Annotated in this window: 13 protein-coding genes; 7 read left to right on the forward strand and 6 right to left on the reverse strand. The window is 50.8% G+C overall.

The features are described from left to right. Positions 1 to 29: 29 nt before the first annotated feature. Positions 30 to 1,055: a nitronate monooxygenase gene (locus J3L11_RS04205; protein ID WP_207570226.1), complete on the forward strand. Its 1,026-nt coding sequence runs from the start codon at positions 30 to 32 to the stop codon at positions 1,053 to 1,055. 13 nt (positions 1,056 to 1,068) lie between these two features. On the opposite strand, the gene J3L11_RS04210 is transcribed toward J3L11_RS04205, so the two are convergent. Beyond that, the gene (locus J3L11_RS04210) at positions 1,069 to 1,644 is read right to left on the reverse strand and encodes a nucleoside triphosphate pyrophosphohydrolase family protein (protein WP_189618349.1); all 576 of its coding nucleotides are present in this window, start codon (positions 1,642 to 1,644) and stop codon (positions 1,069 to 1,071) included. A 145-nt stretch (positions 1,645 to 1,789) separates the two neighbouring features. On the opposite strand from J3L11_RS04210, the gene J3L11_RS04215 reads away from it, so the two are divergent. The 6 genes from J3L11_RS04215 to J3L11_RS19310 all read left to right on the forward strand — a co-directional run bounded on the left by J3L11_RS04215 (position 1,790) and on the right by J3L11_RS19310 (position 6,079). Further along, the gene (locus tag J3L11_RS04215; protein ID WP_189618348.1) at positions 1,790 to 2,140 is read left to right on the forward strand and encodes a RidA family protein; all 351 of its coding nucleotides are present in this window, start codon (positions 1,790 to 1,792) and stop codon (positions 2,138 to 2,140) included. A gap of 27 nt (positions 2,141 to 2,167) precedes the next feature. Beyond that, on the forward strand, positions 2,168 to 2,455 hold the full coding sequence (locus J3L11_RS04220) for a YciI family protein (protein WP_189618346.1): 288 nt from the start codon (positions 2,168 to 2,170) through the stop codon (positions 2,453 to 2,455). 62 nt (positions 2,456 to 2,517) lie between these two features. Continuing rightward, positions 2,518 to 3,453, forward strand: a complete 936-nt coding sequence (locus tag J3L11_RS04225; protein ID WP_207570227.1) for a patatin-like phospholipase family protein — start codon at positions 2,518 to 2,520, stop codon at positions 3,451 to 3,453. 85 nt (positions 3,454 to 3,538) lie between these two features. Further along, on the forward strand, positions 3,539 to 4,147 hold the full coding sequence (locus tag J3L11_RS04230; RefSeq protein WP_207570228.1) for a glutathione S-transferase family protein: 609 nt from the start codon (positions 3,539 to 3,541) through the stop codon (positions 4,145 to 4,147). Positions 4,148 to 4,275: 128 nt separating this feature from the next. Continuing rightward, positions 4,276 to 5,382, forward strand: a complete 1,107-nt coding sequence (locus J3L11_RS04235; RefSeq protein ID WP_189618341.1) for an adenosylhomocysteinase — start codon at positions 4,276 to 4,278, stop codon at positions 5,380 to 5,382. Between the two features lie 163 nt (positions 5,383 to 5,545). Beyond that, a complete protein-coding gene (locus J3L11_RS19310; RefSeq protein WP_242695083.1) occupies positions 5,546 to 6,079 on the forward strand; it encodes a hypothetical protein in 534 nt (177 codons plus the stop codon). A 55-nt stretch (positions 6,080 to 6,134) separates the two neighbouring features. Here the strand turns inward: J3L11_RS19310 and J3L11_RS04245 are convergent, their stop codons facing one another. The 5 genes from J3L11_RS04245 to J3L11_RS04265 form a co-directional block, all read right to left on the reverse strand. Further along, positions 6,135 to 7,238, reverse strand: a complete 1,104-nt coding sequence (locus J3L11_RS04245; protein WP_207570229.1) for a phosphoribosylaminoimidazolesuccinocarboxamide synthase — start codon at positions 7,236 to 7,238, stop codon at positions 6,135 to 6,137. 276 nt (positions 7,239 to 7,514) lie between these two features. Further along, entirely contained in the window at positions 7,515 to 8,762 is a 1,248-nt protein-coding gene (locus J3L11_RS04250) for a glutamate-5-semialdehyde dehydrogenase (RefSeq protein WP_207570230.1), read from the reverse strand. Beyond that, on the reverse strand, positions 8,759 to 9,907 hold the full coding sequence (gene proB, locus J3L11_RS04255; RefSeq protein WP_133037389.1) for a glutamate 5-kinase: 1,149 nt from the start codon (positions 9,905 to 9,907) through the stop codon (positions 8,759 to 8,761). Before proB ends, J3L11_RS04250 begins: the two co-directional genes overlap by 4 nt. Positions 9,908 to 9,978: 71 nt before the next feature. Continuing rightward, complete coding sequence (gene putP / locus J3L11_RS04260; protein WP_189618334.1) at positions 9,979 to 11,475, reverse strand: sodium/proline symporter PutP; 1,497 nt, start codon at positions 11,473 to 11,475, stop codon at positions 9,979 to 9,981. 17 nt (positions 11,476 to 11,492) lie between these two features. Beyond that, positions 11,493 to 11,651: a hypothetical protein gene (locus J3L11_RS04265; protein WP_207570231.1), complete on the reverse strand. Its 159-nt coding sequence runs from the start codon at positions 11,649 to 11,651 to the stop codon at positions 11,493 to 11,495. Positions 11,652 to 12,010: the final 359 nt, after the last annotated feature.

Raw genomic sequence — 12,010 nt, forward strand, 5'->3', positions numbered from 1 at the left:
GAACATTGCCCGTTAATCAGGAGGCAGGGATGCAGTTATTAGGGGTAAAGTGGCCGCTAATTCAGGCGCCCATGGCCGGTGCTCAAGGAATCGAACTGGCGCTCGCGGTGGCAAGTGCGGGTGCCTTGGGGTCTTTGCCCTGTGCCATGTTAAATGCAACGCAGATCCAGCAAGCCGTGGCGCAGTTCCGCCAGCAAACCAAGGCTCCCATCAATCTCAATTTCTTTTGCCATACGCCTCCCATTGCGCAACTACAAAAGTTGCAGCAGTGGCAGCAGCGATTGCAACCATACTATTGGGAGTTGTCAGCCACTGCGGTGAATGCGGTTGCGGAACGCCGTCCATTTGATACCGCGATGGCTGAGGCGATTGCACCATTGCAGCCAGAAGTGGTCAGTTTTCATTTTGGTTTACCTGAGCCGTCATTATTGCAGCAGGTGAAATCCTGGGGCAGCAAGGTGATTGCCAGTGCCACCACTGTTGCCGAAGGTCTGTGGCTACAGGCGCAGGGCGTGGATGCTGTCATCGCTCAAGGGCTGGAAGCCGGTGGACATCGCGGGCACTTCCTCAATGATGATCTGTCTCTTCAATTGGGCACTTTTGCCTTATTACCGCAATTGGTGGCGGCGCTAAATGTCCCGGTGATTGCCGCGGGGGGAATTGTTGATGCCAAGAGCATTGCGGCAGCGGTGACGCTGGGGGCATCTGCGGTACAAGTAGGAACGGCTTATCTACTGTGTCCCGAAACCACTATCAGTCAGTTGCACCGTCAGGCTTTGGCGGATCCTCAACGCAACTCGCATACCGCACTTACACGAGTCTTTAGTGGGCGACCAGCCAGAGGCATAGTAAATCGCTTGATGCAGGAGCAGGCTACTGCGACCATCCCGGATTTTCCGCTGGCAGCAGGTGCCATCGCGCCGTTACGCAGCGCCGCAGAGCAACAAGGTAGCAGCGATTTCAGTCCGTTATGGGGTGGTCAGAATGCCAGTGGCTGCCGGGCGATTCCGGCGGCTGAACTGACCCGTCAGTTGGTAACTGGATTTCAGCAGTAACCCGCAACAACGCCTAATTCACCAGCGCCCCTAAATCTGCCGGGCGATAGTACACAGATTTTAACACCTTGCCGCGCCGCACGGTTTTACCCGCCATCACCACATCTTGGGCGCATTTGGCGATCAGGTAATCACCATTACGACTGCCACTGATGACGATCCCTTGTTTGGCGTAATGGGCAATGGTCTCTTGTAGTTCCTGTTCGGTGCGACAAACCTTGCTCATATTGCTGCTGTGTACTTCATCCCAGCAGGGAACAAAGTCGATACCGCGGTTGCTAGCCACCTGTAGCAATAGATCTACTAGATAGCTGATCTCCAGCCGCTGTTCCAATCCGGTCGCCCCTAGATGAACCAGTCGCCCCATCAGCACATAAACACTGTCAACGATGGCGTCGGCTTGTTCCACTTTGTCTTTAGCTTCGGCCAACTCCGTCAGTTCTTCACTGATCAAGGATGTATGTAGTTGATCCTGTTTATCATCTAATGAGTCAGGCACCGCCACTGGCAGATCAAAGGTGATGCGAAATTCGCGGATATCGCGATAGAGTTTGTCATACAGGGATTGTGTTAACAGGGTCAACTTCATGGGCTTTTTCCAACGGATATTTTCAGGCGATCATAGAAAATTGCGTCAGCTAACGCAAAACTCTGCATAAAAGCCGCTGCAATGGTTCGGCTGTTGTCAGGATTTCCGCTACCATAGCTATTTTGCTTAATTGACGGAAAGAATCATGTCTATTCAACGAATTAATCCCGGTAAACGTTGGTCTGATGTCACAATTTACCACGGTATTGCCCATTTTGTGGAAGTGGCCGAGAGTGAACCTTTAGGCGATATCCGTGAACAAGTTAGCGCTATCCTGGCGCAAGCAGATAACAAATTGCAGCGCATTGGCAGTGACCGTAGCCGCGTGTTAGCGGTGACGATTTATCTCACCGATTTTGCCAATGCTGCGGTATTGAATGAACTGTGGGAAGCTTGGTTTCCAGAAGGCTGTGCTCCTAGCCGGGTTTGCGTTAAGGCGGAACTGGCCGATCCGCAATACCTGTTGGAAATGGCCTTTGTGGCTGTGGCTGAGTGAGCCTCATTGCGTTGGAGAACGTCATCAATGTTTGTTGTATTGTTAAGCTATACCTGTGATATCAGTAAAGTGGAACAACATCTGGCCGCCCATATCGCCTATCTTGAGCAGCAGTATGCGGCTGGGGTGTTTCTGGCCTCTGGTCGCAAAGTACCGCGTACTGGTGGCGTGATTTTGGCGCAAGCGGATAGCCGAGAGCAGTTGCTGCAGATCCTGGCACAGGATCCTTTTCAACAACAGCAACTCGCAGATTATGAAGTGATTGAATTTATTCCCAGTAAAACCGCCGCAGCACTGGCGTTTTTACAACAGTAATCAGCTACTGTTGCTGCGGGAATAGCAGTTTACAGGGACGACTCAGACAGGCAGGGAGAACAATGGCTAAATATCGTATTTTAAGTCTGGATGGTGGTGGGTTGCGCGGGGTGATCAGTGCGCAGTTACTGCAACGACTCAACGAACATCCACAGATAGCCGGTTGGTTAGCACAAGTCGATTTGCTGGCGGGCACTTCAACCGGTGGCATTTTGGCGTTAGGGCTGGCCGCTGGTCGCACCCCCAAACAGATTGCCGATTTATATCTGCAACATGGCGCAGAAATCTTTGATGACAGTATCTGGGATAATATCCGCGACCTTGGCAAGACGATTGGTGCCGAATATGCCACCAAACCCTTAAAAAAGGTGCTTGATCAGACGTTTGGAGAGTTACGACTGGCAGAGTTGTCCCGCAAAGTTGCCATACCCACCTTCGATCTGGATAACGGCGCAACGACAGCATCCCGTAGCTGGAAGCCAAAGATTTTTCATAATTTTGGTGGCAGTGATTGTGATGCCGAGGCGCGGGTGGCCGATGTCGCGTTATACACTAGCGCCGCCCCAACCTATTTCCCCTCAGCGGATGGTTATATAGATGGCGGTGTGTATGCTAATAACCCGGCCATTGTCGGGCTGGTACAAGCAATTTCGCAACGCAATTTGCCACAGGAGCGCGCCGCACTTGACGAGGTGGTATTGCTGTCGGTTGGCACAGGTATCAGCCTCACTTATATCAAAGGTAAAACCTTGGACTGGGGCTATGCCCAGTGGATCAAACCGCTGATTAACATCCTGATGGACGGTGTCTCGGGTATTGCTGACTATCAGGCGCAGCAACTGCTGGGCGTGCGATACCAAAGGTTGCAGTTAGTGTTTGGCAAAGGAGAAACCATAGCACTGGATGCGGTAGACAAATTACCGCGGATGTTACAACTGGCAGAAAGTGCCGATATAGACGCTACTGTAGAGTGGCTTAAGCAGTACTGGCTAACATAAAACTCGGGCGCTTGGTTCCGTATTATTCAAGGTAAACGCACAATATTCGCTAGGGCCAAGCTATTTGAATTTTAGGATAATATCGATGGCAACATTCAAGCTTTATGGTGACCGACTGTCCGGCAACTGTTACAAAGTACAATTGTTATGTGCCTTACTGCATGTGAATTATGCATGGGTGTCGGTGAATATTCTGGCCGGAGACACCCGTGTCGCATCCTTCCTAGAGAAAAATCCCAACGGCAAAATTCCATTACTGGAACTTGACGATGGCCGTACGCTGTCAGAGTCCAATGCCATCATTAATTATCTGGCCTATGGCTCGGTGCTGTTGCCTACTGAGCCATTTGCGCTGGCGAAAGTACAGCAGTGGCAGTTTTTTGAACAGTACAGTCACGAACCCTATATTGCGGTTGCGCGCTTCATTGCCAAGTATCTTGGTTTGCCAGCAGAGCGTCGGGCGGAATATGACGCTAAACAGAAGGGCGGTCATAAGGCACTCGCTGTGATGGAACAGCAGTTGCAGCGTAGCCGCTATATGGCTGGCGACAAGCTGACCACCGCAGATATTAGTTTATTCGCCTACACCCATGTCGCGGATGAGGGCGGGTTCTCACTGGAACATTATCCAGCCATTGGTGCTTGGATTGACCGGATCAAAGCGTTACCAGACTTTATCGCAATGGGGGCATAGCGCTAGGCGATAAAAGCAGCGCTTGTCTTTATCGCTGTTATCAACGGCATCGGCCTGCGTCAATGACGGCTTTCCCAACGTGCTAAAAACAGTAGAATAGCCACTTCGCTAACGCTGGAGTTGTTCTCATGTACCAAGACTTTGCGGCAGAGCTGGCCTGGGCCAGCCTGCATATGACCCGTACCCGCGCTGCAGTCGCGGCGTTACCAGACCTGCATGGCGTCAGGCTCGCCTGTAATATGCACCTCGACCTGAAAATGGCACCACTGGTTGCCGGACTGCTTGATAAAGGCGCAGATGTGTTCCTGACCACCTGCAATCCGACAACGGTGCAAGACGATGTCGTCAAATATCTGGTGGCTAAAGGCGCTGCGGCGCATGCCTGGCGGGATATGAGCGATGCTGACTGGTCGGATTCTTTTGATAAAGCACTGGCTTGGCAACCTACGCACCTATGTGAGATGGGCGCTGATCTAACTACCCGCCTGCACCAGTCAGCTACTGGTCCGAAGATTGTGGCTGGGTTGGAAGCGACCGGCTCCGGCATTAACCGTCTTGGCGGTGTCCATCCGCGTTATCCTATTTTCAACTGGGACGATTTGCCGGTGAAAGAGGGATTACACAACCGTCACATGGTTGGACTCACGGCTTGGCATACTTTCTTTCAAACGACGCATCTCACTTTGCACGAGAAAACCGTCATCGTGATCGGCTACGGCCTCGTTGGGCAAGGTGTGGCCGCGGCCGCCAAAGCCTACGGTGGTCAAGTGCAAGTGGCTGAGTTAAACCCGGCCAGAGCGCTGCAAGCCAAATATGATGGCTGGCCGGTGGTAGATTTGGCAGATGCGGTTATACAGGCCGATGTGGTTGCCACCGCTACCGGGGCTTATGGTGTGTTAAGTGCCAAACATTTGCAGGCGATGAAAGACGGGGCGTTTATTCTTAACGTCGGCCATGTTTCACAGGAAATTGACGTGCCCTTCTTGAAGCAACATGCCCGTCACAGTCTACCGATGCCTTATATCGATGCCTATGAATTTGGTGGCAAAACCTTGTACCTGCTGGCGGATGGTTCAATGTTTAACCTTACCGCCGGTTATGGCGATAGCCTGAATGCGTTTGATGTCACACTGGCGGTGATGGCGTCCGGTATTGGTCATATCGTTGGCGCAGGCGCTGAGCACGCGGCTGGTTTGTATCTGTTGCCTGAATCCGCCTGGATGCCTGTGCTGTAACTGATTGTTTAGCGGTGTGATCAGCAAACGTTGTGGATGTAAAAGTGCGTGACCTGCTGCTCGAGTTTTGCCAAACTGAGGCACTATTAATAAGCAGCGGTCAGCACTGTTTGCAGTAGTGCTGATGACGACGGTCTTTGGTTTTTCCAGCGGAGGAATCACGATGAAGTTTGCCCTGATAGCAGGTTTTACGCTCCTGTATACGAGTCTAGTGATTGCTGCCGAGCCGCCGCAGGATGATAACGCGCTGGATTCCAGTAATTGCGCCCGTATCGATCAGTTATGGCAACAGGATGGCAAAGTTGGCATCGGTCCGCTGTATCTTGGCATGTCGGCCATGGAAGCTGAGCAGAACGGCCATTTGCTCTATGACAAAACAGCCAGTAACCGTTGTGCGGCCTATAGCGCCCGCTTTATGCAGGACGACGGGATAATTTTTGTGATGCTGGATAGCAATCGACAGATCATCAGTTTGGGAACTGCCGCAGGCGATGAACAATGTGATGTTAAAAGCCAAGCGGAGCAGGCTCGGGCGATTTTCCCGCAGATACATTACTTGCCTTCTGCTGACCCTATAGCCACCAGTGAAGCAACTGATGCGGCACCACATTACCGTATTGGCGATGAACCGGGTATTGCCCAATTGTGGCTGAAGAATAACGCTATCCAACTGGATAACGGTCAGTGCAGTAACTGAGATGAAAAAGTAACAAGGCGCTGAATAGCGCCTTGTTACTTGATTGATCCGCCGCTTAGTCTATCAGTCCATAGCGAGTTTTGAGGATGTCAACAATCTCCGCCTTGGGATTCGCTGACAGCGTAATTGGCTTGCCGGTGACTTTTTCTGCAACGCCTATGTAAGTCTTAGAAACTGCCATCATCGCATCTAATGGTAACTCGTTATCACGCGCTAAGGCCTCACGTTCCGGCATGCGCTGTTTGTTCAGTAGAATGTCTGGGTCAGGGAAGTATTTGAGCAGAAACTGCCGGAAGCCTTCTTTAGAGTTTTCCAGAATTTTGCCTTCGCGATAAGCCGCACCATCCCAAATCCGTGAAGAGTCAGGCGTACCCACTTCATCCATATAGATTAACTTGGACTGGCCTTGGTTGTCGGTGACATAGCCAAATTCAAACTTGGTATCAACAAAGATCTGGTCAATATCGGCCAGCGCTTTGGATATCACCGCAAATCCCTGTTTTAACAATTGTTCGTACAGCGCGATATCTTCTCGTTTTTCAAAGCCAAAGGCCTGCCAGTTAGCTTCTAGGTCGGCACGGCTGACGTTGACATCATCCTGTTCTGGCACACCGGGGATGCCTTTAAGGATGCCCTTAGTGGATGGTGTCAGCAGCAGTTCTGGCAATTTTTGATCTTTTTGTAGACCTTCTGGCAGGGTGATGCCGCAGAATTCCCGCTCGCCTTTTTCATAAGCACGCCACATTGAGCCGGTGATGTACTGTCGGATAATGGCTTCGACTTTAATGGGGCGTGCTTTTTGTACAATCCACACCAGCGGATGCGGAATATCCAGAATATGGCTATCGGCCAGACCATGCTGCTTGAACAGCTTGAACCAGTGATTGGAGATGGCGTTCAGCGCCGCGCCTTTGCCAGGGATCCCCTGCAGGCCACCTTCACCATGAAAAATACAATCAAAGGCCGAGATACGGTCACTGATCACCATGATCGCTAATGGGGTATCGGCGGGAACCTGGTAACCCTGCTCGCGGATCAGCCGGGCACTGTCTGCCTCAGTCAACCAATACACACTGCGGACTTTTCCACTATGAACCGGCTTGTCGGTACGGATAGGCAAGTCGTTATTAACGGCTAAAACGGAATCAGCAAGACCCATGACAGGAGTTCCTTTGATGATAGGGATTGAGGTTACATCTGGCAGATAGGGTGATAGTTGTGGCCAGACAGGCACGGGCAGGCAGCCGATTTGGCATATATGAAATGCAGTGATGTGGCAAAAGGAGCTGTTCCACTGGCAAACTGGCCCGTGACAAAAGATGGCTTATTCTACCGCAGCCACCGCGATTTGCCACGACCGACAACTGTTGCAGATCACAACACAGCGTTCGCTGCTGCAAACATCGGGAACAGACTCCGTTGCGTGAGCAAAATTTTAGGTACGTACCTGCCCGGTGCCGTTTACCAGATACTTTTCAGTTGTCAACGACTCCAACCCCATTGGCCCATAGGCATGCAGCTTGGTGGTCGCGATACCGATTTCTGCACCGAGTCCCAGTTCCGCTCCATCGCTGAAACGCGAAGAAGCATTGGCCATCACCACCGAGGCGTCAACCTGTTGCTGAAACTTGGTGGCGGCCTGCAGGTCTTCGGTACAGATCACTTCGGTATGATGACTACCGAAACGTGCGATATGATCCATCGCGCCATCAAGAGAATCTACCTGTCTAATGGCGATCTCTAGACCGAGATATTCTTCACCGAACAGCTCATCAGTAAGCACTGTTGGTTGTTCAAAATATGCAGCAGAGGCGGCATCGCAATTGATCTTGACCCCTTTATCTGCCAGCGCTTGTGCGGCAATCGGTAGCCAGACGGGGGCGATATCTTTATGCACCAACAATCCTTCCAACGCATTACATACGCCAGTGCGTTGGGTTTTACCGTTAAGCAGCAGATTCAGCGCTTTTTCCACATCGGCGGAACGATCCACGTACAGATGGCAAACCCCTTTAAAATGTTGGATCACCGGGATTTTGCTATTGTCGGTGACAAAGTTAATCAAGCCTTCGCCGCCACGGGGAATAACTAAATCGATGGTTTGCCGTTGTTGCAGTAATTCCAGCATTAGCGCCCGGTCTGGATCGGGCACCACGGTAATCAAGGCTTCTGGCAGATTGAATAATCTGAGCACTTGATGCAGCACTTCGGCTATTGCCAGACTAGAGCGCAGCGCTTCTTTACCACCGCGCAGGATCACCGCGTTACCGGACTTAAAACATAAGGCTCCGGCATCGGCGGTCACATTTGGCCGCGCTTCATAAATCATGCAGATTACACCTAATGGCACGCGTAATTTGCTGATCTTGATACCGTTAGGGCGAGTGCCCAGTTCACGTCGCAGACCTACTGGGTCGGCGAGACCGACAATTGTGTCGATACCTTCTGCCATGGTGTTGATGCGCTCTGGTGTCAACGTCAGTCGATCCAGCATCGCTTCACTGATTTCTTGATCGCGGGCCGCCTGTAGGTCTTTTTGATTGGCCGCAAGAATATCATCCTGGTTGGCTCTGAGGGCGTTGCTCATGGCGCTTAACACCTGGTTTTTACTGTCGCTGTCCAACGCTGCCAATTGGCGCGATGCTTGGCGAGCGGCGTGAGCAAGTTCTGTTATCATACTCATGATTTTTCCTCCATCGGGGTGGCCTTTGGGGAAAGCAGGGCGATGTCCTGTGGCGCAATAAGGCTGCGCTCGTGGGTAAAGCTGTCGACCAGTTTGGAGTCGTCCTGCTTGGCGATAAATTTCAGTAACCGACTACTGTAGTTACTACGGGCTTTTGCCAGACGGGTACCATCATCACTGCGTAGCAAGATGGTGTCACCTTCAGAGAATGTGCCTTTAACATCTAACACTTCATCACTGGACAAATTAGCGCAGTCCTCGGCAGAGTGCACCTCTTCGGTCGTCGCCACAATGACTTCACCTTGAGCGCGTACTGTATGGGTAAACCAATGCAGGCGCTCCAACATTGGCGTATCGGAGCCGCGGAACAGGGTGCCAGGGCTCTTACCCAGCAACAGGTCATTGAAACTGGACTCTTTGAAGCCGTTAACAATATAGGTGTCGATGCCGTGAGAAACGGCTTTTTCTGCTGCCTGGATCTTAGTCAACATGCCGCCGGTACCGACATCGCTGTGACTGCCGCCAGCCATGGCGTAGATGCTGCCATCAATTTTTGTCACTTCGGGGAGCAACTTAGCATCGGCATTGAGATGCGGATTTTTATCATATAGACCATCGATGTCGGAGCAGATCACCAAACTGCGGGCATCGGCCGCCGCCGCTACCATGGCAGACAAATTATCATTGTCGCCCACTTTCAGGGCATCGGTGGTGACCGTGTCATTTTCGTTAACGATCGGCAATATATCGTGCTCCAGCAGGGTACTGATGGTGTCGCGAATACTGAGGTAACGTTCTCGATCCCTAAGATCGCCGTGGGTTAACAGGATTTGGGCAGTGGGAAAGTCGAAAAACTTGTCCCAGGTGGCCATCATTTCGGTTTGACCCGCAGCCGCCATCGCTTTTTTCAGTGCCAACAGTGCCTCAGGGCTGGTGCTGTTATCCCGAGCTCGCAGCGGAAAGCGGTGAGCACCGGCAGCGATGGAACCGGAGGAAACCAGAATGACCTGTAGCCCTTGGCCGCGACAGCGTACGATAAACTGGGCGATTGCCAGCAGATAACGAGAACTACAGCCCTGTCGATCAGGGGCGATCAAGGCACTGCCGACCTTGAGCACGATACGTTGTTTGCTTTTAGCGTTCATAACGTCCTTGAGTTGTCAGGCTTGAGTGAATTGTTGGGCAGTCGTTAACTGCCCTGATGAACGTGATGGAACTAACTGAGTTCCTGTAGCTTTTCATTGGTGGCATGAAAAGTCTTTTGTACGGCTCTGGAGGGATCCTTACCAAAATGGCTCACCAGAATAATGGTGGCGGAACTAACCAAGAAGCCCGGCACAATTTCATAAATTACACTGGAGAGGGTTTTGCCATCTGGTAAGACCGGCGCGTAAATCCAGAACAGCACGGTTACGGCTCCCGCGACAATGCTGGATACCGCTGCGGTGTGGTTCATTTTGTGCCAGAACAGGCTGAACAGCACCAATGGACCGAACGCGGCACCGAATCCCGCCCAAGCGTTGCTCACCAGATCCAGAATGCTGCTGGAACGATCCATTGCCAACAGCGTGGCCACTGCGGCTACCGCAAATACCCCAAAGCGGCCGATGTTAACCAGCTTTTTCTCATCAATATCTTGATGAAACAGTGCGCGATAAACATCTTCAGTCAAAGAACTGGACGACACCAGCAACTGGCTGGAAATCGTACTCATGACTGCCGCCAAAATCGCCGCCAGCAGGAAACCGGTGATCAGTGGATGGAATAAAATCTGTGAAAACACGATAAAAATGGTTTCTGGGTCTTTCAACTCCAGTCCGAATTTATGCACATAAGCGACACCTACCAACCCAGTTGCCAAGGCTCCAATAATGGTCACCAGCATCCAGCCCATGCCAATATTACGGGCAACTTTAATGTCCTTGACCGAACGGATCGCCATAAAGCGCACAATGATATGGGGTTGCCCAAAATAGCCCAGCCCCCACGCCAGACTTGAAACGATAGTTAGCAGACTGATGCGACTCATGGAGTCTGAGAGCGAATCGATGGTGCTGCGGGCATTGAGCAACATATCATGGGTGCTATCAAACTGTTCGTAGGCCACATAAGGCACCAGTACCAGCGCGACAAACATGATACAACCCTGCACAAAGTCGGTCATACTCACCGCCAGAAAGCCACCCAGTAGTGTATAAGCCACGACTACCCCAACGGTAACAAACAGTCCCATTTGATAATTCAGGTGGAAGGCCGTTTCAAATAGCTTGCCGCCCGCGACTAGACCGGAGGAGGTGTAAAGGGTGAAAAACAGAATAATGACGGCAGCAGATACCATCCTTACCGCGCCGTTGTTCAAACCGAAGCGTTTGCTGAAAAAGTCCGGTAAGGTGAGGGCATCATCGGCTTCTACGGTATATACCCGTAAGCGTGGCGCCACCAGCAGGTAGTTGCATAGCGCGCCAATCAGCAGTCCCAGTGCAATCCAGATAGTGTTGAAACCCTGCACAAACATGGCACCGGGTAAGCCCATCAGCATCCAGCCACTCATATCAGAAGCGCCCGCCGATAGCGCGGTCACCTGAGGACTGACTTTACGTCCCCCAAGAATGTAGCCGGAAATATCATCTGTGGAATTGCGATAGGCAAATAGACCTATCGCTAACATGACCAGAAAATAGATGGCCAAAGCAATATACGTTGAATTATCCATGTAGTGGGTGCCTGTGTTTATTTGCCAATAACTTGGTTGAATTTTTGTTTGCACATGGGGAATAGGTAGGTCGCCAGTATTAGCCAGAAACAACTGAGCTGTAGCAGGTAACTGGCATGCTCTTTCAGGCCGATATGGTGATGACTGTCAGCCTCCAGAGAGTTGTTGGCATTCATCGTAAGTTCTCCTTGCATTATTGTCGTTGCAACACTGTCGCGGAAAACTATTTGAGTACTAACCAAATAATTAATTAGTGTTCAAATAGTTTTTATTGGACGGTATTATTCAATATTTGACAACAATTATCAACTTTATCACGCTGTTAGACTCTTGCTGTGGTAGAGCCTTATAAATATAGTTTATTGAAATAATTAATTTTTAATAGAAATAAAAAGGTTTTTTGACAACAAGATTAGCGTTTTATTTTGGATGGCCACAACTTCTCTACATGATGTTTTTCTTATAAATTCCGTAAATATAATTTGAGCTAAAAACAATTTTTCAGCAATTATTCAATCATTGCTACAGATCACAT

The sequence above is a fragment of the Shewanella sp. 4t3-1-2LB genome, from assembly GCF_017368415.1.
GTDB classification, from domain to species: Bacteria; Pseudomonadota; Gammaproteobacteria; order Enterobacterales; family Shewanellaceae; genus Shewanella; species Shewanella fodinae.

Bases quoted from the DNA above. Each gene is read 5' to 3' on its own strand.
- J3L11_RS04225 (WP_207570227.1), top strand. From the start codon at position 2,518: ATGGCTAAATATCGTATTTTAAGTCTGGATGGTGGTGGGTTGCGCGGG.
- J3L11_RS04205 (WP_207570226.1), top strand. From the start codon at position 30: ATGCAGTTATTAGGGGTAAAGTGGCCGCTAATTCAGGCGCCCATGGCC.
- J3L11_RS04215 (WP_189618348.1), top strand. From the start codon at position 1,790: ATGTCTATTCAACGAATTAATCCCGGTAAACGTTGGTCTGATGTCACA.
- J3L11_RS19310 (WP_242695083.1), top strand. From the start codon at position 5,546: ATGAAGTTTGCCCTGATAGCAGGTTTTACGCTCCTGTATACGAGTCTA.
- proB (WP_133037389.1), bottom strand. From the start codon at position 9,907: ATGAACGCTAAAAGCAAACAACGTATCGTGCTCAAGGTCGGCAGTGCC.
- J3L11_RS04220 (WP_189618346.1), top strand. From the start codon at position 2,168: ATGTTTGTTGTATTGTTAAGCTATACCTGTGATATCAGTAAAGTGGAA.
- J3L11_RS04210 (WP_189618349.1), bottom strand. From the start codon at position 1,644: ATGAAGTTGACCCTGTTAACACAATCCCTGTATGACAAACTCTATCGC.
- J3L11_RS04265 (WP_207570231.1), bottom strand. From the start codon at position 11,651: ATGAATGCCAACAACTCTCTGGAGGCTGACAGTCATCACCATATCGGC.
- putP (WP_189618334.1), bottom strand. From the start codon at position 11,475: ATGGATAATTCAACGTATATTGCTTTGGCCATCTATTTTCTGGTCATG.
- J3L11_RS04230 (WP_207570228.1), top strand. From the start codon at position 3,539: ATGGCAACATTCAAGCTTTATGGTGACCGACTGTCCGGCAACTGTTAC.
- J3L11_RS04235 (WP_189618341.1), top strand. From the start codon at position 4,276: ATGTACCAAGACTTTGCGGCAGAGCTGGCCTGGGCCAGCCTGCATATG.
- J3L11_RS04245 (WP_207570229.1), bottom strand. From the start codon at position 7,238: ATGGGTCTTGCTGATTCCGTTTTAGCCGTTAATAACGACTTGCCTATC.
- J3L11_RS04250 (WP_207570230.1), bottom strand. From the start codon at position 8,762: ATGAGTATGATAACAGAACTTGCTCACGCCGCTCGCCAAGCATCGCGC.